This window comes from Streptomyces mutomycini, assembly GCF_001700505.1.
In the GTDB taxonomy this organism is placed as follows: Bacteria; Actinomycetota; Actinomycetes; order Streptomycetales; family Streptomycetaceae; genus Streptomyces; species Streptomyces mutomycini.
The window spans coordinates 1-20,040 of the sequence record NZ_MAPV01000120.1; the positions used below are offsets into that span (position 1 = coordinate 1).

A 20,040-nucleotide genomic window follows, 5' to 3' on the forward strand; every position below is an offset into this window, starting at 1 on the left:
ATCTCGTCGTGTCGGCGGTGGCGGGAGCGCCGCCCACCGCCGACACGACGAGATCCGCGGGGATGGTCGCGCCGTCGACCGGACGGACACCGGTCACGCGTCCGTCGGCCGTATCCAGCGCCTCCACCAGTGTGTCCGGGCGCAGGCGCACCCCGTGCTCAATGTGCAGCGCGGCGAGCAGACGGGCGATCTCGTGGCCCAACTGCGCCTGCATCGGGGCCGCCTGCGGACCTGCGAGCGTCACGGTGGCGCCCATGAGGCGGGCGGTGGCGGCGATCTCGGCACCGAGCACCCCGTCGCCGACGACCACGACCCTGTCGGCCTCCAGCAGTTCCCCGCGAAGCCGTGCGGCGTCGTCGAGGGTCCGCAGCACATGGACGCCTGCCGCACCCGACAGACCTGGGAGTCTGCGCGCGTGCAGTCCGGTGGCCAGCACGATGGCCTCCGCTGTCAGCTCCGCCCCACTCTCCGTGTGCACGGTGCGCGTGGCGGCGTCGAGGGCCAGCGCGCGATCGCCGAAGACGAACTCCGCGTCCAGTGAGTCCAGTACGTCACGCGTACGCAGGTGCGTTCGCTCGGCGTCCCACGTCCCGGCGAGCACCTGCTTGGACAGGGGCGGTCGGTCGTACGGAACACCGGCCTCCTCGCCCAGCAGCGTGATCCGCCCGCGGTAGCCCTTGCGGCGCAGGCTCTCCACGACGGCGAGACCGGCGGCCCCGGCCCCGACGACGAGGACGTCCGACGGCGAGCTCACGCGTCTTCGTGGAGCTGGATGGCGGCGGCGGGACAGACGGAGGCGGACTCACGGGCCCCCTCGTGCCGGTCTGCCGGAGGTGCGGCGTCGAGGAGTATGACGATGCCGTCCTCATCGCGCTGGTCGAACACGTCCGGTGCGATCAGGACGCACTGGCCGGCGCCGCAGCACTTCTCCTCGTCCACGGTGATCTTCATGGTCTCTCCCTTGTCGCTCTTCCGGAGCGGTCTGTTACTGATGATTCCTCAGCGGTGGGTGGTGGGTGCTGCGAGCAGTCCCACCAGCGCGTCCTCCAGCGCGTCGGCGGTGCGCTCCCACGACCTGCCCGGCTCGACCGGGTTTTCGGCCAGGGCGAGTTCACGCTCCGCGCAGGTGTGGGTGATGAGATGGCGTGCCATGTCCGCGCGTGCGGGGCGGATCTCGGGGGGCACGATGTCGTACAGGCACCGGCCCAGTCCCTGGAGGGTGCGGCGCAGGTTGCCACGGGTGAGGGCCTCGTCCGCGACCAGCACCCGCATCAGCGGGTCGGCCATCACCTGCATGGCGAACCGGGCCTGCCAGGAGGGGGTGCCGAGGCCGGCGAGGTGTTCGGTCACCGGGCGCAGCAGGCAGCGCACCCAGTCCCGCACGTCGGTGCTGTCGCCTGCGGCCTCGACGTAGCGCCCGCGGATCACGTCGACCTGTGCTCCGTGTCTGCTCATGATGGCCCGCACGAGCGTCGTCCTGCTGCCGAAGTGGTAGCTGACGGCGGTGTTGTTGCCCTGGCCGGCGGCCTCGCTGATCTGCCGGTTGGAGACGTTCGACAGGCCGTGCTCGGCATAGAGGCGCTCGGCCGCCGCCATGATGGCGTCGCGTGTACCGGCACCGCGGCCGGTGCGGGGCGGGTCGGCCGGCGGCCGCACCCCTTGGGATTCACTCAAGCCTGCCTCCCTGAGTCCGCGCTTTCGATCACTAGACACCACCCCTCCATCTAATTCAATCGACTGACTTAATTGGGTGCACGGGCTGACCGGAAACGTACGCGGGGCCGCCCGTCCGCCGCATGGTGCCGATGCGGCAGCGCGCGACCCCGCACGGCAGGGCCCGTCGCCCTGAACCACGAACCGCGGTTCAGGGGCGATGGGCGAGCAGCGGCGTACGGCCGTGTCGAGCGTGGCGTCAGCTCCGGTGCCGAGAGCCTCGGCCGGCCCGGTTCACCAGGTCGAAGAAGGTGTCGCCGCGGACGATTTCGAAGGGGTCGCCGAGCAGGCCCGCGAGTTCGGCGATGTCACCGGGCGTCCAGCTCCAGGCGTTCACGGCGCCGGCGATGAACAGCGGCGCGGTGCCGTCCCAGTCCTCGATGTGCCGCAGCAGCCCGTCCCTGTACTCCGCTGCTTTCCCCTGCGGAAAGAAGTTGCCGATCACGGGCAGCCCGGCAGGACGTATCTCCAGGTCACCGGTCTCCCAGGACTGGATGATGCCGCGCAGCGGCGTGTTCTCGCGGTAGGAGCGGGCGACGCGCTCATCGAACGGGACCCATCCGTCGCCTGCCGCCGTGCGGGGGTTGTACGCGTACACCAGGTCCATGCCGGTTCGGCGCAGATAGCGTCCGGTGAGCTGGGTGTACGCGTCCAGAGAGCCCCCGGGCCACGAGCCGGGATAGGTGTAGCCGGCGCCGGACGGGCCCGCGATCAGCAGGTCGTTCTCGGTGGCGGTGCTCTGGTAGTGCGCCAGCAGCGCGGGGCCGATGTCCGCGAGCAGCGGGCTGACGGTCCAGTTGACCGGTACGCGGCCCCTCTTCGGGTCGTCCCAGATGTTCCGCATGCGACGCTGGCAGTACTGGATGTTGTCGCCCTCGCCGACCGTGAGGGTGAGGTAGACGCGGTTGCGGAGCGCGGCTGCCGGCCTCGGCGGGACCTTGTCCGAGATGTTCGCGGGGACGCCGGCGTGCACGGTGCCGTTCATGTAGAAGTCGGCGGGCACCACTTCGATGCCGTGCCGGGAAGCGCGGTCGACACCGCCCCACTCTCCTGCCACGTCGTTGGAGAACCAGCCCGCGTAGGGGGTGGTGGGCTCGACCCGGCTGAAGATCTCGTCGAGGAGCGTCCCCGTCTCCCCGGACGGAGGCAGCCAGACGACCATGGCCCGGCTCGCGACGGCGTAGTCCCGGAAGTACGGGAACGGCTCGACCCTGGTGGGTGCGGTGGTGGTGGCGGAGACGAGGAACTGGTTCCACACGTCGACCTCCACCAGGAGCCGCTGCGTGCCGGCCGGTGGGGTGAAGTGGTAGATGAAGGACCCGCCACCGTCACAGAACCGGTTGGCGTTCTCGCCGATGGAGGAGTTCGAGCCGTCGAAGAGGTGCGGCGACTCGGCGGGGGTGCCCGGCGCGAAGGAGGCGATCACCTGGTTGCCGTCGGCCGTCACCTCGACCGAACCGACCGAGGCGCCCCAGCCGTCGTCGCCGAGCGAGTCCTGGAAGCGCAGGTAGACGCCGTCCCCGCCGGAGAGCTCCGGGCTCAGGTCGAAGGTGCGGACCTGCCGGTTCGACGCGTCGCGTACGCGCTCGGCCTCTCGCGCGATCTCGCGCCACCGCACGTCGTCCGTCCGTACCGTCCGGGTGGGCGGCAGCCCGGCCAGCAAGGTGTGGGTGCAGCGTGGGAACAGATGGTCCAACTGCCAGCGGTACGTGGCCGGCACGTCGTCCGCCGAGAAGCGGCCCCGCAGATCGACGACGGTCCTCAGACGGTGCTCGCGGGCCTGTTCCGCGGTGGCGACGACGGCGTTCTCCAGGCCGGCCAGTGTGGTCGCCACGTTCACCGAGTCCGGGACGTCGGGGTCGTGCAGAATCGCGCCGCGTGTCTCACCCCGGTAGCGGGCCACGAGGTCCAGCGCGTTGTCGTGGCGGGTGACCGAAGCGCCGGTGCCGGGAAGCCAGTCGAAGTCGACGTCGCCGGCGTCGAAGTTGAAGTACAGGCGCGGACGGCGGCGGTTGACGACACCCTGGAGGGTTGTCAGCAGCAGTTGACCGTCTCCGTCGAGTGAGCTGAGGTCGGCGACGTCGAGCCGGGCGGGGCGGCCGAAGGACGGCAGCAGGGGGCGCCAGGCGCCGGCCTCGGCAGCGCCTGCCAGGCCGGGCAGGGAGATTCCGAGCCCGCCGCCTGCGAGGGCTGCTCCACCTGCCTGCAGAAGAGTTCTCCGGGACACCATCGGCGATCACTGCTCCTTGGGAGAGACTTCGTGACATCGTTGTCAAGCAATCCGAGAACGTAGCGGCAGGGCGAGGTGTTGTCCATGGTGCGCACGGGAATCCCCCGGACGGGCGCTCCCCTTCCGCGCCTCTGTGTGGCGAGCGATCAGTGCGTTGACGGACAATCGTGAACCGGCCGACGGAGGGGGCCGTCGGGACGACCGACCAGGAGAGTGCTGTGCGCCTGTTGCTCACTTCGGACACGCACCTGCCCAAGCGGGCCCGGCGACTGCCCCCGTCTCTCCTCGCCGAGATGGACGCGGCCGATCTCGTCCTCCACGCCGGTGACTGGGTGGACGTGGCGACTCTGGACCTGTTCGAGGCTCGTGCGCGGCGTCTCGTAGGCGTCTTCGGGAACAACGACGGACCGGAGCTGAGAGCACGGCTCACAGATACCGCACGCGTGGAGTGCGAAGGGCTCCGGTTCGGCGTCGTGCACGAGACAGGGGCGTCGCAGGGCCGCGAGAAGCGGTGTGCGGAGCGCTTCCCGGATCTCGACGTCCTGGTGTTCGGCCACAGTCACATTCCGTGGGACACCACCGCTCCCGGTGGGCTGCGACTGCTCAATCCGGGTTCGCCGACCGACAGACGCCGAGAGCCGCACTGCACGTACATGACCGCTGAGGTCGCGGACGGCCGGATCGTCGACGTGCGGCTGCACCGCGTTCCGCCTCGTGCCTGACGAAGGTACGGTGCGCGGCGCGGCCGGGGACGGTCCGGCCACGCCGCGCGGCGTTCCGTACGAACGCGGGGTGGGTCACCAGTCGTGGACGGTCCCGTCGTGCAGCCGGTTGACCGGGAGGTACGCCGCTTCGTAGGGGTGCGCGGCCGCCAGTTCCTCGTCCAGCTCCACCCCGATCCCCGGCGCCTCACCCGGGTGCAGGTAGCCGTCCTCGAAGGTGTAGGCATGGCGGAACACCTCCTCGGTGAGCGGGGTGTGGCCGGAGTACTCCTGGATGCCGAAATTGTGCACGGCGAGGTCGAGGTGGACGGCCGCCGCCATGCCGACGGGGGAGATGTCCTGCGGCCCGTGTATCGCGCTCCTGATCTGGTACTGCGCGGCGAAGTCGAAGAGCTTGCGCAGCGGAGTGACCCCTCCGAAGTGCGTGACGGCGGAACGTACGTAGTCGATCAGTTGCTCGGTGATCAGGGCCTGGTAGTCGTACACCGTGTTGAAGACCTCGCCGACGGCCAGCGGCGTGGTCGTGTGGCGGCGGACGATGCGCAGAGCCTCCTGGTTCTCGGCGGGCGTGCAGTCCTCGAGCCAGAAGAGGTGGTACGGCTCCAGGTCCTTGCCGAGACGGGCCGCCTGGACGGGGGTGAGCCGGTGGTGCGCGTCGTGCAGGAGGGGCAGGCCGGGACCGAACTCGGCGCGTACGGCCTCCAGCACGTTCGGCATGTGGCGCAGATAGGCGTCGGTGTCCCAGTCCTCCACCAGCGGCCGGGCCTGCTGGTGCATCACGGGGGAGCCGCTGTCGTCCGTGCTCGAAACGCCGTAGACCGCCTTCAGCCCGGGTATGCCGGACTGCACGCGGACCGCTGGGTAGCCCTCGGCCAGCCGGGCCCGTACCGAATCGAGGAGTTCGGGGATGTCGCGGCCGTTGGCATGGCCGTAGGTTCCCACGCGGTCCCTGCTCGCGCCGCCGAGGAGCTGGTAGAGCGGGAGGCCCGCCGCCTTCGCCTTGATGTCCCACAGCGCGACGTCGACGGCGGCGATGGCAGCCATCGTCACCGGACCGCGCCGCCAGTAGGCACCCCGGTACAGGGACTGCCAGGTGTCCTCGACGCGGTGCGGGTCGAGGCCCACGAGGAGGGGCATCACATGGTCCTCGAGATAGCTGACCACCGCCAGCTCCCGGCCGTTGAGCGTGGCGTCGCCGAGGCCGGTGAGTCCCTCGTCGGTCGTCAGCTCGAGGGTGACGAAGTTGCGGCCGGGGCTGGTGACCATGACCTTCGCGTCGACAATTCTCATGGGGGTACTTTCTTCCGGATGCGGTGGTGGGGGTCGTTCAGCCCATGGTGGCGCCGGAGGTCAGGCCGGCCATCAGGTACTCCCGACCGCAGCCCGAGCGCGGCACCGCCCCCGGCTTCCGGCCCACCGGGACCCGCTCCGCGCCGGAGCACCTCCTCGGCGCCGGTCACGCCGGCGGGAGATCAGGCAGGCCCGGGCGGAAGGGGCGCTTCTGCCTAGTGCCGCATCAGGCAACGTTCGCCCTGTCGACGACGGCGCGCAGGTGCCGGTCGTCGGCATGGCGGTTTCGCCAGATGATGTAGCGGCGGATCATGCTGCCCTGCTCTTTGTGGGTAGCGTGGTCGGTGCCGTCGAGGGTGAAGTAGCGCAGGGCGGTGAACTGGGCCTCGATGCGGTTGAGCCAGGAGGAGTTCGTCGGGGTGTAGGCGATCTCGACGTTGTTCGCCGCGGCCCAGGTGCCGACCCGCTGGCACTTCTTCGTGGTTAGGTGCGGGGAAAAGTTGTCGCAGACGATCGCAATACGGACCTCGTCCGGGTAGAGGGTGCGCACGTAGCGGCAGAACTCCAGGAACTGCGTCCGCCGCTTGACCGGCTTGATGTGGCCGTAGAGCTTGTCCTTGGCCAGGTCTAGGGCGGCGAACAGGTGCCGTACTCCGCTGTAGCGGTTGTAGGTCGCCCGCCGCCTGCGGCGCGGCTCACGGTCGGGGTCCTTGTGCTTGCCGCCGCGCTCGGCCCACTGCTTCCCGGGGTGGGGCATGAGGTTGAGCGGGCCGAACTCGTCCATGCAGAAGATGATTTCGGGCTCGCCTTCCTCGGCCAGGACCTCCCCCTCGGCGATCGCGTAGAGGTGCTCGACGCGGGCTTTCTTGGCCGCGTAGTCCGGGTCGCGGGAGGTCTTCCAGGTCTTCAGGCGTTGAAAGGAGACGCCTTCCTTGCGGAGCAGGATGCGCAGGCCCTCGTGGCTGATGTCGTCGATCACCCCCTCGGCGACCAGGAAGTCCGCCAGCTTGGTCAGACTCCAGGTGGAAAAGGGCAGGTCGTGCTCAGTCGGCTTGGACTTCGCGATCTTCTTGATCTCGCGGCGCTCGGGCAGCGTGAACGTCCTGGGCCGCCCGCCCTTGTATTTCGGGTAGAGCGAGTCGAAGTCGTCGGTGTTGAAGTTGTGGATCACATCGCGGACCCGGTCGTCGCTGGTGAACGACACTTCGGCGATCTTCGCCAGGGGGATCCCCTGCGCGGACAGCAGAACCATCTGGGCCCGCCGCCAGGTCACCACCGACCCGGTGCCCCTGCGGATAATCCGCAGCAGCCGCCGGCCCTCGTCATCGTCGATCTCCCGGACCTGCACTCGTTCAGCCACGTGATCATTCTGGCCGTCCGGTTGCCGCGCCGGGCGACACCGGCCTGTTGACCGGACTATGGGAGGACGCGCCGGGCGGGAGCGCATCCCCGCTCAGGCGTCGACGGCTTCTACGACTGGGCGGTGGCGTCGGACCGCCGCTCTGCCAGGATGCAACCGGTTCCCGCCCGGAGCCGGCCGGGTGGTCAGTCCAGTGCGGGACGTGTGCGGCGTGCGGTGCGTGCGGGCCGCCCGACTGCGGCGTACCAGACCAGGGCCGCACATATGAAAGCCGTCGCCGCGGAGACCAGTGACCTTGTGAGGGTGTCGGGCCGTGCGCCGGAAACGAGGGCGACGATCAGTGCCGGCGCCAGGGCGATGACATGCAGCGCACGAGGGCTCCGCGTGGCGCCTGGGGCGGCGGCCGGCGGCAGCAGCCAGGTTGCGAGGCCGTAACAGGCACAGGCGAGCAAGGTGGCTCCCAGCACTTCGCTGGGCCGGTGGCCGCCCATGGTCGCGGTGGCGGCGGCGATGCAGGCGAGCCACAGCACACCGGCCGTGGCGACGAAGGGGCGGATGCGGGGGGAAACCACGAGGACGGCGGCGAGGGTCAGCGCGGCGGGGATGACCGTGTGCCCGCTGGGAAAACCCTGATCAAGGAGATTCTCGGGCGCGCCCACCAGATCGGGGCGGGGCACGGTCGATTTGAACACCTCCTTGGCTCCGATCGCGAGAATGGCGACCCCCAACGCCGCGAACCCCTGCCGCCAGCACCGTCGCACCAGGGTGAGGAGCACGATGACGGCCAGGCCCGCCATCACGGTGGGCTTGGCGCTCAGTTCCAGCGGCGGCAGGGGCGTCGAGCCGTAGACCGATCCTGACAGGGGGTAGATCCATGCTGCTTCGCCACCCTGTATGCCGAGGTAGAACCACGGGTTCTCAGCTCGTTGCCCCCACGGGGTGCAGATGGCGAGCAGGTAGACCGTCAGGAACCCCAGGGTGTACAGCAGGGCCGGCATCCACGGCCGCGTCGTACACGACGGGCTGGTGTCGTCGGGGGCCCCGGGGGCCTGCCTTGAGGCCCCCGGAATGTGCGCGGGCAGGGACGGAGAATCGTGCTGAGTCATTGCTCTGTTTCTTCCGTTGGGGGGGAGTTCGGTCACGCACGTGTTGCGGCACGACGTGGGCCTCCGGGCTCGGTCGGCCCACCGGGGGGTCCGCTCCTATTCGGCGAGTGCCTGCCCCTGTCGGCGCTGGGCGGCGATCGCCAGGGCGGGGAGGGGCGCGATCAGCAGGATGAGGACGACCAGGTCCGGAAAGGACTGCATGAACGCGTCCGGACGGACGACGATCGCCTGCGTGCGGACGATCGCGACCGCCGCGACGGGGATCAGCCACCGGCGGTCGCCGGTGGCGGCCGTCGCCGCCCACGCGGCGATCAGCGCGGCGACTTCGAGGGCGAACAGACCGCGCTGGAAGGTCGGACTGACGGAGATGATGTGCAGGCCCCCGGCCACGAGCATGGCGAGCACGACAGGGACCAGCCAGCGGTACGAGCGGCGTCGCAGACGGCTGGGACGGCAGAGCGCCAGCACGGCGCACGCGGCGCACAGCGTCCCCGAGAGCACCAGGTCACGGGCCGTTATCGGGGCGCCAAGACCGTAGTAGCTCAGGCCCGCCTTGCCCTCGTCGCCGAAGAGGATGCGGCCGTGGGACGTGGCGCCGGCCCAGATCATGGCTGCCGCGGCCGGCAGCGCGATCCACGCTCTGCCGCGCAGCAGGGCGATCAGGCAGCCCAGCGGGAGCAGCCCGTAGGGCAGCAGCCGTATCCGCGTGGGACCTTCGGCCCACGGGTACCAGCCGGAGAAGTGGAAGGCGATGGCGTGCTGTCCGGGGTCGATGTGCAGTGCCCAGTGCCACACATCCTGCAAGTACGGAACCAGCGCTAGCGCGGCGAGGGCCAGGGCGGCCAGATGGATGCCGTCCAGCCACCACGGCCGGGCCGTGTCGTCGACGACGGCACGGGCGCGGGCCTGCACCCCGGCGCGCACCAGGGCGGCAACTTCCCGCGGCGGGGGCCAGGAGCGGCCGGGGTACGCCTCGGACAGGCAGGCCAGCACCTCCTCTCCCTGCCGGGAACGGTAGGGCTCGGGATAGGCCGCAAGCAGCAGACGGTTCATGCCGGGGCCGCTCCGGCATCCCGCGAGTGTCCGATGACGACGGCCGCCGCCTGCTGCATCCGCAGCGCCTCCCGGCCGAGCGCCTCGGTGCCGTCCTCGGTGAGCCGGTAGTAGCGCCGCGCCCGCCCGTCCACGATCTCCTCATGGCCGGCGGCCACCAGCCCGGCCCGCTCCATCCGTTCCAGCGCGCCGTAGAGAGTGCCGACAGCGATCCGGAGCCGCCCGTCGGTGGCCTGCTCGGCAGCCTTGATGATGCCGTAACCGTGCAACGGACCATCCATGAGTGCAGCAAGGATGAAGTACTGCGGTTCCGTCAAGGGAGGATTCTGTCTGCGCATGCATCGAGCATATATCGAGCTACGAAATATATCTGCCAGCCCTGGGTGATCAACGGCAGCACCTCCACGCCCGCGGCGAGCGTCACCCTCTCCCGGCCGGCGGGCGCGACGGCGATCTCCTCGACGCACCCGCGCGGCGTTGGCGGATGCTCACCGCGACCTGGTCCGGGCCGAGCGGAATGTGCTTCCCACCGTGTCCGCCGGACCCGTCTCGCCTCTGTTGAATCTTCCATGGACCAGACCCTGTTCGCCGGGACCGGCCGGGAGATCAAGAAGATCGCCAAGTCCAAGCCAGCCGAGCACGGCTTGCCGTTCTCGACCTGGGGTCCAGCCAAGCTGGCCGACTTCCTGGTAGCCGAGGGGGCGTTCGACGACATCAGCCACGAGGGCCTTCGGGCCCTGCTCCGCGAGGAAGGCGTCTGATTTCAATGCATAAAGACCTGGAAGACCTCACACGACTACGCGGCCGAGAAGGCCCAGGTCGAACACCTCTACGCGATCGCCGACGGTGAGGTCATACCCGAGGAAGGCGAGGCGAAGTCGTCTTCTGCATCGACGAGTTCGGGCCGCTCAACCTCCAGCCCCACCCCGGGCGGCAGTGGACCGAACGCGGCGGCAGCCACAAGGACCCCGCCCGGGAACCGAGGCCCCGCCGGCGGGCGCCCTACACCCGCCCGCACGGGGTCCGGCACCTGTTCGCTGCCTACGACCTGGCCAAGGGCAAGCTCTACGGGGTCACATCAAACCGAAGAAGAAGCGGACCAGGTTCCTGGAGGTCTGCCGTTACCTGCGCAGTCTCTACCCGCCCGAGATCCGCATCGCGATCGTGCTCGACAACTTGAGCAGGGCAGCATGATCCGTCGCTACAGCATCTGGGGAAACAAGCACGTCGCCGACGAACGCCTCCGCGAGGTCGTGAACAGGGCGAACGTTGCCTGATGCGGCACTAGTCCCTCCCCGGGACGGAGGCGCCGGCCCGTGTGGCGTCCGTGCCCCAGCTCGCGAGCAGCCGGAGCGCCTCGGCGGACGCGGAGCCCGGCTCCGCGTGATAGGTGACCACCGACTGTTCCGCGTCGTCGGGCAGAGCGAACGTCTCGAAGGAGAGCGCCAGTTCACCCACCAGCGGATGATGCAGCCGCTTGACGCCGTGGCTCTTCTCCTTGACGTCGTGCCGGGCCCACAATCGCCGGAACTCCTCGCTCTTCACGGACAGTTCGCCGACGAGCGCGGAGAGGCGGAGGTCGTCGGGGCGGCAGCCCGCGTCCATCCGCAGGTAGCTGACGATGTCCGCGGCCTTCTGGTCCCACTCCACGAACAGCTCGCGGTACTCCGGGTTCAGGAACACCAGACGGGCCCAGTTCCGCTCCTGCGGGGGCAGCTGCGACCAGTCGCCGAAGACCGCCGCGGCCATCCGGTTCCAGGCCAGGATCTCCGAGCGCCGCCCGGTGACGTACGCGGGAATGCCGTCCATGGTGTCGAGCAGCTGGCTGAGGGTCCCACGCACCCGCTGCTGGCGCGCCGACGCTCTCTTGCGATGCTGCTTGGGCTTCGCGAGGTGTGTGAGATGCGCCTGCTCGGCGTCCGTCAGCCTGAGTGCGGAGGCGATCGCGCCCAGCACCTCACCGGAGACGTTCTGCCCGTTGCCCTGCTCGAGACGTGTGTAGTACGCCACGGACACTCCGGCCAGCTGGGCCAGCTCCTCGCGGCGCAGCCCCGGAACCCGGCGGTGCCGCCCGAAGTCGGGCAGGCCCACGTCCTCGGGCTTCAGCCGGGCACGCCTGCTGCGCAGGAACTCGCTGAGCTCGGCGCGCCGGTCCAGGGTGTGCCCCGCGTCGCCACCGTGAGCATGGTCACGGGCGGGACGCCGCTGGGGTTCAGGCTGCTCCTCCATGGGTCCAGTATCCACGGTCGTACGCACACCATCCTGACCCCGCCGGTAGTAGGACCACTGGACGTAGGCACAACCGTGGCCTGGGTGAATCCTGTGAGGTGGGGCAGGCTGGACGGCATGCCCGGACCGAAAGCTGCCGGGCGCAGGACCACTCCTTAGGAGAATTCCGGCATGACCTCCGTCGCTGCGTACGCCGCCCCTTCCGCCAAGGCTCCGCTGGAGCGCACCACCGTTGAGCGCCGCGCGGTCGGCGAGTTCGACGTCCTGATCGACATCAAGTTCGCCGGCATCTGCCACTCGGACATCCACCAGGCCCGCGACGGCTGGGGCGAGGGGATCTTCCCGATGGTGCCCGGCCACGAGATCGCCGGCATCGTCACGGAAACCGGCCCCGGCGTCACGAAATTCGCCGTGGGCGACCGGGTGGGCGTCGGCTGCATGGTCGACTCCTGCCGCGAGTGCGACAACTGCGAGGCCGGCCTCGAGCAGTACTGCGTCAAGGGCAACACCGGCACGTACAATGCCCTGGACAAGAACGGCGCCCCCACCTATGGCGGCTACTCCACGCACATCGTCGTGGACGAGAACTACACCCTCCGCATCCCCGACGGCCTGTCCCTGGACGAGGCCGCGCCGCTGCTGTGCGCGGGGATCACCACCTACTCCCCGCTGAAGCACTGGAACGCCGGCCCCGGCAAGAAGGTCGCCGTCGTCGGCATGGGCGGCCTCGGGCACGTGGGTGTCAAGATCGCGCACGCGCTCGGTGCCGAGGTGACCGTCCTCTCGCAGTCCCTGCGCAAGCGGGACGACGGCCTGAAGCTCGGCGCCGACCACTACTATGCGACCAGCGACCCGAAGACCTTCGAGGATCTGAGCGGCACGTTCGACATCATCCTGTCCACGGTGTCCGCGCCGCTGGACTTCGGTGCCTACCTCTCCCTCCTCAAGACCGACGGTGCACTGGTGAACGTCGGCGCCCCGGAGGAGCCCATCTCCGTCAACCTCTTCTCCCTGATCGGCGGCCGCAAGTCGCTCTCGGGCTCCGGCATCGGCGGCATCCAGGAGACCCAGGAGATGCTGGACTTCTGCGCCGCGCACGGGTTCGGCGCGGAGATCGAACTCATTGCCGCCTCCGAGATCAACGAGGCGTACGAGCGTGTGCTGAACAGTGACGTCCGGTACCGGTTCGTGATCGACACCGCGACGATCTGAGGTCCCTCACCCACCGGCCCCGCGACGGAGCCGGAACGCCGGGTCGTCCGAGCCGTGGAGCAACGTCCTCGGCCCGGACGGCCCGGCGTCCTGTTCCGGTGGGGCAGGGGGCAGGGGGCAGGAGTGCCGGGCTGCGGGAGCCGGGTACCGCAGCCATGCCTCACAGCTCGGCGCCCACGGCGCTGAGGAAGGTGCGGAACTTCGCCGCTGTCTCGGCGGTCTCGGCCTCCGGCTGGGACGCGGCGACGACTCCCGCACCCGCGTACAGCCGCAGAGTGCGTTCCTCCGCCTCCGCGCAGCGGATCGTGACGACCCATTCACCGTCCCCCTGTGCGTTGCCCCACCCCACCACGCCGGTGAAGAACCCGCGGTCGAACGGCTCGGTCTCCGAGATGACCCGACGGGCCGTCGTGGTCGGCGTGCCGCAGACGGCAGGGGTGGGATGCAGGGCGCAGGCTAGCGCGAGCGCCGAGGTGCCCGGGGCGGCGAGCGTGCCGGTGACCGTGGTGGACAGATGCCACATGGCCGCGGTCCGGATCAGCGTCGGCCGGGTGGGGACGGTCAGTTCCGTACAGTACGGGGCGAGCGACCGGCGGACGGCGTCCACGACGACGGCGTGCTCGTGCAGATCCTTGGCGGACTCCAGCAGCGCGGCCGCCCGGCGCACGTCCTCGGCGAGATCGGCACTGCGGGGGGTGGACCCGGCGAGAGGATTGGCGATCACACGCCGTCCCTGCCGGGAGACCAGCAGTTCGGGGCTGGCTCCGAGCAGGGTGCGGCCGGGCCCGGTCGGCAGCGCGAAGGTGTATCCCACGGGGTCGCGGCGTGCCAGGCGCCGGAGCATCACCGCCAGGTCGAGAGTGCCGTGGGAGGTGAGTTCGAGGGTGCGGGCCAGTACCACCTTGTCGAACTCCCCACGGGACATGCGTTCCACGGCCGAGGCCACGCCCGCCGCGTAGACCCCGGGTTCGGGCACCGGGCGTATCCGCCAGTCCACCGCGCCTGACACGCCGACGGGGAGCGCGATCAGGGGATCGGAGGCGAGCGGCAACGCGACGCGCACCGCTGTCGGCACGTTCAGGGCGGCCGGTGCCTCGTGGTCGAACGGTATGGCGCCGATGACCAGAGGGCGTGCCTGCCCGGCTGCGCCGGCCTCGGCCAGCGTCGCGTCCACCCGCACGTCCAGGGGCCGCTCGTCGTGCGGTACCTGACGTCCTGCCCCGTGTGCCAGCAAGGTGCGCCGCGGCGTGGCGAGGAAACTGGCGCCCGGGCCGTAGGCGTCCAGAAGCGAGGTGGCCGCCCCTATGACCGGATGGCCCGGATCGGTCGGTGCTATGTGTGTGGCGACCTGGGATGCCGTCGGCACGGGAACTCCGTTCTCTGCGGTTCCGTCAGCGGGTGCGTGGGGGCGGGGCTATGGCGATGAACATCGGGTGACCGGGCGCAGGACCACGCCGCCGCCGGCTTGAGTTCCCGCACGACCATGCGGCGGGCGCCCACCCGGACGCCGATCGCGACGGCTCCGGCGATGTCCTGCGGCGGGGGCCGGAGGTCAGGCCCCGTGGCGGGGTGCTGAGTCCGGCCGGCCGCCGAACCGGCCCTGTCTGCACCGCATGTGATCAGGCATCAGCAAACTCCGAACGATTAGGTTAGGTTAACCTAATCGCGTTGGCCGCTCGGGGGAATGGGTAACTGCCGGACGATCTCGCGGCGGCGTCGCGGTTCGTCGACCGGTCATGCGGGTGATGTCGCGTCGCCGCGAAGGCGCGGGGGTCACTCGTTCCTGCGTACCGGTACCCCTGAACCTCGGGTTAGGTTAGCCTCGCCTGGGCTGAAGTGGGGGAGGGGGAGGCCGTGTTGGTCAACGACGTGTGTGACGGCGGCGCGGTCGTCGGGTGCGCCGACACGGCAGTGCGTGGCGTCGGGCGGTTCGGTCCCGAGTGCGCGCGACGGGCGTCCGGTGGCCGGTGTCGCGGTGCGACGTGCAGCCCCGTCCGCGTGCCGGCGCCGGTGCCGCACCCCTCCCGCGAAGCAGGCATCTGGTACGTGCGTGCGACGCCCGCTGCTGTGGCGTCGTGATCAACATCGCCGGTGCGCCGACCGCGCTGCCGGCCGTCCATCCCCTCAGGAGTCCTCCGATGAACCAGACCTTGTCGCCCGAACGTGTCCGCGCGGACGTCGCGGAACTGCTTGGCTGCGAGCCGGCCGAGATCGAGCCCGAGGAGAACCTGAACGACCTCGGCCTGGACTCGGTGCGCATCATGGTTCTGGTCGAGCGCTGGCGTGCCGCAGGGGCGGCCTCGCTGGAGTATCCCGACCTGGCCGAGCAGCCCGAACTGGCGCACTGGACCGAGCTGCTGACAGGTGGAACCGCATGAGCCGCGTCGACCACCGGGGGCGGCACCTGGACCGGATCGCGGAGGTCCGGGCGGGCCTGCGCGCCGAGAAGGTGGGCTATCCCATCGGTATCCGGGAGACCGAGGTGGTGCGGACCGCCATGGTCGGGGCCGGCCTGCTCCGGGTGACCCTGGGCGGGACCGGCACCGAGGGGTTCGAGGCCCACGCGCCGGACGAGCACGTGAAACTGATCTTCCCGGACCCCGACGGCTCGCTGCGGCTGCCGGAGCGTAACGGGGCGATGCTGCGCTGGCCGCGTCCGGCGCTCGCCACCCGGCAGTACACGGTGCGCCGTTACGACCCGGGTACCGGTGAGATCGACATCGACGTCGCCCTGCACGCGGGCGGCCTCGCCTCGGCGTGGGCGAGCGAGGCCCGGCCTGGCGCCGTCATGCACATCGCGGGGCCGCCCGGCGGGCTGATCGTGCCCCCCTCCTACGACCGCTACCTGCTCGCGGGTGACATCACGGCCCTGCCCGCGATCGCGCGCCGGCTGGAGGAGCTGCCGGGAAGTGCGAAGGGCTGGGCGTTCGTCGAAGTCGCCGACGTCGCCGAGGAGATCGAAGTGTCCGCCCCTGAGGGCTTCGAGGTGCGCTGGCTGCACCGCGGTGACCTGTCGCCGGGAACCGGCGACGCGCTCGTGCGGGCTGTGACCGCGGTGTCCGTACCCGAGGGTGAGCGGGTCTACGTGTGGGCAGCGGGTGAGGCGGGCCTGGTCAAGCCCCTGCGCCGCTGGGTCCGCGACGAGCTCGGGCTGGAGAAGGTCGATCACGACATCACCGGGTACTGGAAGCGGGGCTGCGCCGACTTCGACGAGGACGACCACTGACCAACGGGTCCGGCCGGGACGGCGCCTGATCGCGTTTCAGGGGTGTTCCGGTACTCAGTTTTCCACTAAGGTAAGCCTTACCTAAACACCGCAAGGAGCGTGGCATGTCCATACGCAGAACCTCCGGCCTCGTCGGCGCCGTGTCGCTGGCACTGGTCCTGGCCGGATGCGGATCCTCTTCGGAGGGCGGGCCGGACACCGCGGAGCAGAGCGGGACCAGGGTGTTCACCGCGGACAACGGCAAGATCACCATTCCGGCCGACCCCAAGCGTGTGGTCGCCACCGGCTACGCCGTGCCGGTCATGATCGAGGCCGGTGCACCGCTGGTCGGGATCTCGTCGTGGCAGCGCGGCGAGCCGATGATGACCGACGAGGACCTGGCCACCTACAAGAAGCTCACCAAGGTGGCCGGCGAGCAGGCGGCCGAGACCAACTACGAGGCCGTCGCCGAGGCCGAGCCCGACCTGATCGTCATCGGTGTGCCCGCGCCCGTGCTCGGCGACATCGACGTCAAGCGGCTGGAGTCCATCGCACCGGTCGTCGCGATCGGCCCGACCGTCCCGTCCGCGTGGCGCGAACTGTCCCGCAAGCAGGCCGACGCCGCAGGCGCCCTCAAGAAATTCGACGCCGCGCAGGACGCCTACGAGGCCGAGGCGGCCGAGCTGGCCGCCAAGTACAAGGACGTGCTGCCCAAGCTGAAGCTGGGCCACGTCGGCGCGTACGGCGAGGTCGCCAAGGGCACGTTCCAGCGCGAGTTCGGCGGGTCCTGGGGTACCAACGTCGCCGAGGACGTCGGTGCGAAGTACTACGGCAAGGTCAAGGAGTCCGGTCCCGGCTCGCGTTCGGTCAGCGAGTACCCGTCCATCGAGGAACTCCCCGCCGCCTTCGGTGAGGCCGACGTCCTGACCTACTCGGTCAATGCCGACGGCAGCGTCCCCGAGTCGGTGCAGTACGTCCTGGACTCGAAGCTGTGGAAGAACCTGCCTGCCGTCAAGGCCGGGAAGACCTTCCCGATCCGTTACACCGAGGCCGCGACCTACGGGCAGGCCCTGAAGACCCTGGACGCGATCGACACGTCGCTCGCTCCGCTGCTGAAGCGGTGACCACCGCGGCCCCCGTGTCCGAGGCGCCGGCGGCCGGGCGGACCGTCGTACCGCAGATCGCCCTGCTCGTCGGGGGACTGGTGCTGCTGGCGGCCGTCGCCGTGCTGAGCATGGGCGTCGGCGCCCGCCCGGTCCCCCCGGCCGAAGTCGTGCGCGCGCTGTTCGACCACCACGGCACCGACGACCACGTGATCGTGCGTGACGTACGCGGGCCCCGTGCCCTGCTCGCCGTCGCGGTGGGCGCCGCACTCGCCGTCGCGGGCGCGCTCATCCAGACGCTGGCCCGCAACCCGCTGGCCGAGCCCGGCATCCTCGGTGTCACAGCGGGAGCCGGGTTCGCCATCACCGTCGGCTCGGCGCTCGGACTGGCCGTCGGGCAGGCCGGCGAACTCGGCTTCGCGGTCCTCGGCTCGGTGCTCACGGCGCTGCTCGTCGCCGCCGTCGGCCGCCGCTCGCCGCTGCGCCTGGTGCTCACCGGAGTGGCCCTGACCGCGGTGCTGAGCGGTGTCGCGCTGGGGCTGCGCCTGATGCTCCCCGACGTCTTCGACGCGTACCGGTTCTGGTCGGTCGGATCGCTGGCGGCCCGCGAGCAGGCGCCACTGGCCCTGCCGGTGGCCGCGATCGTCGCCTCCCTGGCCGGAGCACTGCTGCTGAGCAGGGCCCTCAACGCCCTCGCGCTCGGTGAGAACGTGGCGCAGACCCTGGGCGCCGGAGTGGGCCGGGTGCGGGCCGTCGCGCTGGTGCTGATCACCGTCCTCTGCGGGGCGGCGACGGCGGTGGCCGGGCCGATCCTGTTCGTCGGTCTGATCGTGCCCCACCTCGTCCGCAAGCCGGCCGCGGGCTCGGTGCCCTGGCTGGTCCTCTACGCGATGGTGCTGGGCCCCGTCCTGCTGCTGGTCGCCGACATCGGGTCGCGCGTGCTGCTGCCCACCGGTGAGGTGCCGGTCGGTATCGTGACCGCGTTCCTCGGCGGCCCCATGCTGATCTGGGCGGTCCGCCGCTACGGGGCGGGATCACTGTGACCACACATGTAGTGAGAATCGAACGCCGTACGACCGTCCTGGTCTTCGTGATGGTTGCCCTGATGCTGGGCCTGAGCCTGCTCGGCCTGTGCTACGGAGCGTCCTGGGCCTCGCCGGGCAAGGTGCTCGCCGTCCTGACCGGCGCGGAACACTCCGTGGTGATCCTCGACTGGCGGCTGCCGCGGGTACTGGCCGGTCTCGTCTTCGGAGCCGCGCTCGGGGTGGCGGGGGCCATCTTCCAGAATCTCACCCGCAACCCGATGGGCAGCCCGGACGTCATCGGCCTCGACGCCGGCGCCTACACCGGTGCCCTGGTCGCCATCACCGTACTGTCGGGCACGTCCGCGCAGTTGGCCACCGGCTCCGTCGTCGGCGGGCTGCTCGTCGCGGCCGCGATCTACCTCCTCTCGTTCGAACGGGGCTTCTCCGGGCTGCGGCTGGTGGTCATCGGCATCGCGGTCAACGCGATGGTGACCGCCATCAACTCGTGGATCGTGCTGCGCGCCGAGCTCGAGGTGGCGATCGCCGCCGTCGGCTGGAGCGCGGGCTCGCTCAACGGCGTGGGCTGGGCCGACCTGGGAATCCCGTTCACCGTGATCGCCGTCCTGCTGGTCCTGATCACCACGCGGGCCCACGCCGTGCACCAGGCGGCGCTCGGTGACGCGATCGCGACGACCACCGGGGTCGGGCTCAACCGGCTGCGGCTGCTGATGGTGCTCGTCGGCGTCGGCTGCACCGCCACGGTGACCGCGGTGGCCGGGCCGATCGCCTTCATCGCCCTGGCGGCCCCGCAGATCGGCCGCAGGCTCGCCGGCTCCGCCGGTGTGCCGCTGCTGCCGGCCGCCCTCACCGGGGCCGTACTGCTCCAAGGCGCCGACCTGCTCGCCCAGATGCTGCTGGCGCCCGTCGCGCTGCCCGTCGGAGTGGTGAGCACCGCGATCGGCGGCTGCTATCTGATCTGGCTGCTGACCAAGGAGGTGAGGCGCGCGTGACCGCACGCCTGACCGCGCGGGAGATCACCCTGCGCTACGGAGAACGGGTCGTGTCCACACGACTGAGCCTGGACGTCCCCGACGGCGCGTTCACCGCCATCGTGGGCCCCAACGCCTGCGGGAAATCGACCCTGCTGCGCGCCCTGGTACGGCTGCTGCGGCCGGCGGCCGGGCACGTGGAGTTCGACGGGCGCGAGGTCGGCGGCTACGCGCCCAAGGCACTGGCCAGACACCTCGGCTTCCTGCCGCAGGACCCGCTGGCCCCCGAGGACATCAAGGTGCGGCAGCTCGTCAGCCGGGGCCGGTTCCCGCACCAGTCGCTGCTGGCGCTGTGGTCGCCGGAGGACGAGGAGGCCGTGACCGGGGCGATGGCCGCCGCCGGCGTCGAGGACCTGGGCGCCCGGCACGTGCAGGAGCTGTCCGGCGGACAGCGTCAGCGGGTCTGGATGGCCATGGTGCTGGCCCAGCGGACGCCCTACCTGCTGCTCGACGAGCCCACGTCGTTCCTCGACATCACCCACCAGTACCAGCTGCTCGGCCTGCTGGCCCGGCTGCGCGACGAGGGCCGCACGGTGATAGCGGTCCTTCACGACATCAACCAGGCATGCCGGTTCGCCGACCACCTGGTGGCCATGCGGGACGGCAGGGTGGTCGCCGAAGGCGTCCCGGGGGACGTCGTGGACGCCGCGCTGATCAAGGACGTGTTCGACCTGCCGAGTGTCATCGTCCCCGACCCGGTGACCGGCACACCGATGGTCGTACCCACCCTCCAAGGAGAGTAA

The 20,040-nt window shown here is 70.5% G+C and carries 19 protein-coding genes and 1 pseudogene; 9 read left to right on the forward strand and 11 right to left on the reverse strand.

From position 1 onward, the window contains the following. The 4 genes from BFF76_RS18250 to BFF76_RS18265 form a co-directional block, all read right to left on the reverse strand. A partial coding sequence (locus BFF76_RS18250) for an NAD(P)/FAD-dependent oxidoreductase (RefSeq protein WP_141695622.1) occupies positions 1-754 on the reverse strand: 754 nt, incomplete at its 3' end. Beyond that, entirely contained in the window at positions 751-951 is a 201-nt protein-coding gene (locus BFF76_RS18255) for a ferredoxin (protein ID WP_031089918.1), read from the reverse strand. The genes BFF76_RS18250 and BFF76_RS18255, both read right to left, overlap by 4 nt. A 48-nt stretch (positions 952-999) precedes the next feature. After that, positions 1,000-1,596, reverse strand: coding sequence for a TetR/AcrR family transcriptional regulator (locus BFF76_RS18260; protein ID WP_051834476.1), 597 nt, complete (start codon positions 1,594-1,596; stop codon positions 1,000-1,002). 316 nt (positions 1,597-1,912) lie between these two features. Beyond that, complete coding sequence (locus BFF76_RS18265; protein WP_065848639.1) at positions 1,913-3,943, reverse strand: GxGYxYP domain-containing protein; 2,031 nt, start codon at positions 3,941-3,943, stop codon at positions 1,913-1,915. A gap of 218 nt (positions 3,944-4,161) precedes the next feature. On the opposite strand from BFF76_RS18265, the gene BFF76_RS18270 reads away from it, so the two are divergent. After that, positions 4,162-4,665, forward strand: a complete 504-nt coding sequence (locus tag BFF76_RS18270; RefSeq protein ID WP_031089924.1) for a metallophosphoesterase family protein — start codon at positions 4,162-4,164, stop codon at positions 4,663-4,665. Between the two features lie 75 nt (positions 4,666-4,740). Here BFF76_RS18270 and manD read toward each other — a convergent pair whose 3' ends face one another. The 5 genes from manD to BFF76_RS18295 form a co-directional block, all read right to left on the reverse strand. After that, the gene (gene manD / locus BFF76_RS18275) at positions 4,741-5,955 is read right to left on the reverse strand and encodes a D-mannonate dehydratase ManD (RefSeq protein ID WP_065848640.1); all 1,215 of its coding nucleotides are present in this window, start codon (positions 5,953-5,955) and stop codon (positions 4,741-4,743) included. Positions 5,956-6,181: 226 nt separating this feature from the next. After that, positions 6,182-7,315 (reverse strand): IS630 family transposase, encoded by a 1,134-nt coding sequence (locus BFF76_RS18280; protein WP_065848641.1) that lies wholly within the window; start codon positions 7,313-7,315, stop codon positions 6,182-6,184. 185 nt (positions 7,316-7,500) lie between these two features. Continuing rightward, the gene (locus BFF76_RS18285) at positions 7,501-8,421 is read right to left on the reverse strand and encodes a phosphatase PAP2 family protein (RefSeq protein ID WP_065848642.1); all 921 of its coding nucleotides are present in this window, start codon (positions 8,419-8,421) and stop codon (positions 7,501-7,503) included. Positions 8,422-8,517: 96 nt separating this feature from the next. Next, entirely contained in the window at positions 8,518-9,474 is a 957-nt protein-coding gene (locus BFF76_RS18290; protein WP_065848643.1) for a hypothetical protein, read from the reverse strand. Continuing rightward, the gene (locus tag BFF76_RS18295; protein WP_031089935.1) at positions 9,471-9,812 is read right to left on the reverse strand and encodes a PadR family transcriptional regulator; all 342 of its coding nucleotides are present in this window, start codon (positions 9,810-9,812) and stop codon (positions 9,471-9,473) included. The genes BFF76_RS18290 and BFF76_RS18295 overlap by 4 nt, the downstream gene beginning before the upstream one ends. A gap of 261 nt (positions 9,813-10,073) precedes the next feature. Here BFF76_RS18295 and BFF76_RS34575 point away from each other — a divergent pair. Continuing rightward, positions 10,074-10,751: pseudogene (locus tag BFF76_RS34575) on the forward strand (transposase); the annotation flags it as partial. Positions 10,752-10,758: 7 nt separating this feature from the next. Here BFF76_RS34575 and BFF76_RS18310 read toward each other — a convergent pair. Beyond that, positions 10,759-11,703: an MmyB family transcriptional regulator gene (locus tag BFF76_RS18310; RefSeq protein WP_031089936.1), complete on the reverse strand. Its 945-nt coding sequence runs from the start codon at positions 11,701-11,703 to the stop codon at positions 10,759-10,761. A gap of 171 nt (positions 11,704-11,874) precedes the next feature. On the opposite strand from BFF76_RS18310, the gene BFF76_RS18315 reads away from it, so the two are divergent. Then, the gene (locus tag BFF76_RS18315; RefSeq protein ID WP_031089938.1) at positions 11,875-12,915 is read left to right on the forward strand and encodes an NAD(P)-dependent alcohol dehydrogenase; all 1,041 of its coding nucleotides are present in this window, start codon (positions 11,875-11,877) and stop codon (positions 12,913-12,915) included. 160 nt (positions 12,916-13,075) lie between these two features. Here BFF76_RS18315 and dhbC read toward each other — a convergent pair whose 3' ends face one another. Further along, positions 13,076-14,281 carry an isochorismate synthase DhbC gene (gene dhbC / locus BFF76_RS18320; RefSeq protein ID WP_065848644.1) on the reverse strand — a complete coding sequence of 402 codons (1,206 nt, stop codon included), beginning with the start codon at positions 14,279-14,281 and terminating at the stop codon, positions 13,076-13,078. A gap of 772 nt (positions 14,282-15,053) precedes the next feature. Between dhbC and BFF76_RS18325 the strand changes: the two genes are divergently transcribed. The 6 genes from BFF76_RS18325 to BFF76_RS18350 all read left to right on the forward strand — a co-directional run bounded on the left by BFF76_RS18325 (position 15,054) and on the right by BFF76_RS18350 (position 20,040). After that, positions 15,054-15,293, forward strand: a complete 240-nt coding sequence (locus tag BFF76_RS18325) for a phosphopantetheine-binding protein (RefSeq protein WP_031089942.1) — start codon at positions 15,054-15,056, stop codon at positions 15,291-15,293. Then, positions 15,290-16,141: a siderophore-interacting protein gene (locus BFF76_RS18330; protein WP_065848645.1), complete on the forward strand. Its 852-nt coding sequence runs from the start codon at positions 15,290-15,292 to the stop codon at positions 16,139-16,141. Before BFF76_RS18325 ends, BFF76_RS18330 begins: the two co-directional genes overlap by 4 nt. 104 nt (positions 16,142-16,245) lie before the next feature. After that, positions 16,246-17,244 carry an ABC transporter substrate-binding protein gene (locus tag BFF76_RS18335; RefSeq protein ID WP_031089946.1) on the forward strand — a complete coding sequence of 333 codons (999 nt, stop codon included), beginning with the start codon at positions 16,246-16,248 and terminating at the stop codon, positions 17,242-17,244. A gap of 110 nt (positions 17,245-17,354) precedes the next feature. Next, complete coding sequence (locus tag BFF76_RS18340) at positions 17,355-18,266, forward strand: FecCD family ABC transporter permease (RefSeq protein ID WP_234351787.1); 912 nt, start codon at positions 17,355-17,357, stop codon at positions 18,264-18,266. A gap of 50 nt (positions 18,267-18,316) precedes the next feature. Continuing rightward, positions 18,317-19,258 carry a FecCD family ABC transporter permease gene (locus BFF76_RS18345; protein WP_078958786.1) on the forward strand — a complete coding sequence of 314 codons (942 nt, stop codon included), beginning with the start codon at positions 18,317-18,319 and terminating at the stop codon, positions 19,256-19,258. Beyond that, positions 19,255-20,040: an ABC transporter ATP-binding protein gene (locus tag BFF76_RS18350; protein ID WP_053928937.1), complete on the forward strand. Its 786-nt coding sequence runs from the start codon at positions 19,255-19,257 to the stop codon at positions 20,038-20,040. Before BFF76_RS18345 ends, BFF76_RS18350 begins: the two co-directional genes overlap by 4 nt.

Bases quoted from the DNA above. Each gene is read 5' to 3' on its own strand.
- BFF76_RS18255 (WP_031089918.1), bottom strand. From the start codon at position 951: ATGAAGATCACCGTGGACGAGGAGAAGTGCTGCGGCGCCGGCCAGTGC.
- BFF76_RS18260 (WP_051834476.1), bottom strand. From the start codon at position 1,596: ATGGCGGCGGCCGAGCGCCTCTATGCCGAGCACGGCCTGTCGAACGTC.
- BFF76_RS18265 (WP_065848639.1), bottom strand. From the start codon at position 3,943: ATGGTGTCCCGGAGAACTCTTCTGCAGGCAGGTGGAGCAGCCCTCGCA.
- manD (WP_065848640.1), bottom strand. From the start codon at position 5,955: ATGAGAATTGTCGACGCGAAGGTCATGGTCACCAGCCCCGGCCGCAAC.
- BFF76_RS18285 (WP_065848642.1), bottom strand. From the start codon at position 8,421: ATGACTCAGCACGATTCTCCGTCCCTGCCCGCGCACATTCCGGGGGCC.
- BFF76_RS18290 (WP_065848643.1), bottom strand. From the start codon at position 9,474: ATGAACCGTCTGCTGCTTGCGGCCTATCCCGAGCCCTACCGTTCCCGG.
- BFF76_RS18295 (WP_031089935.1), bottom strand. From the start codon at position 9,812: ATGCGCAGACAGAATCCTCCCTTGACGGAACCGCAGTACTTCATCCTT.
- BFF76_RS18310 (WP_031089936.1), bottom strand. From the start codon at position 11,703: ATGGAGGAGCAGCCTGAACCCCAGCGGCGTCCCGCCCGTGACCATGCT.
- BFF76_RS18315 (WP_031089938.1), top strand. From the start codon at position 11,875: ATGACCTCCGTCGCTGCGTACGCCGCCCCTTCCGCCAAGGCTCCGCTG.
- BFF76_RS18325 (WP_031089942.1), top strand. From the start codon at position 15,054: ATGAACCAGACCTTGTCGCCCGAACGTGTCCGCGCGGACGTCGCGGAA.
- BFF76_RS18330 (WP_065848645.1), top strand. From the start codon at position 15,290: ATGAGCCGCGTCGACCACCGGGGGCGGCACCTGGACCGGATCGCGGAG.
- BFF76_RS18335 (WP_031089946.1), top strand. From the start codon at position 16,246: ATGTCCATACGCAGAACCTCCGGCCTCGTCGGCGCCGTGTCGCTGGCA.
- BFF76_RS18340 (WP_234351787.1), top strand. From the start codon at position 17,355: ATGGGCGTCGGCGCCCGCCCGGTCCCCCCGGCCGAAGTCGTGCGCGCG.
- BFF76_RS18345 (WP_078958786.1), top strand. From the start codon at position 18,317: ATGGTTGCCCTGATGCTGGGCCTGAGCCTGCTCGGCCTGTGCTACGGA.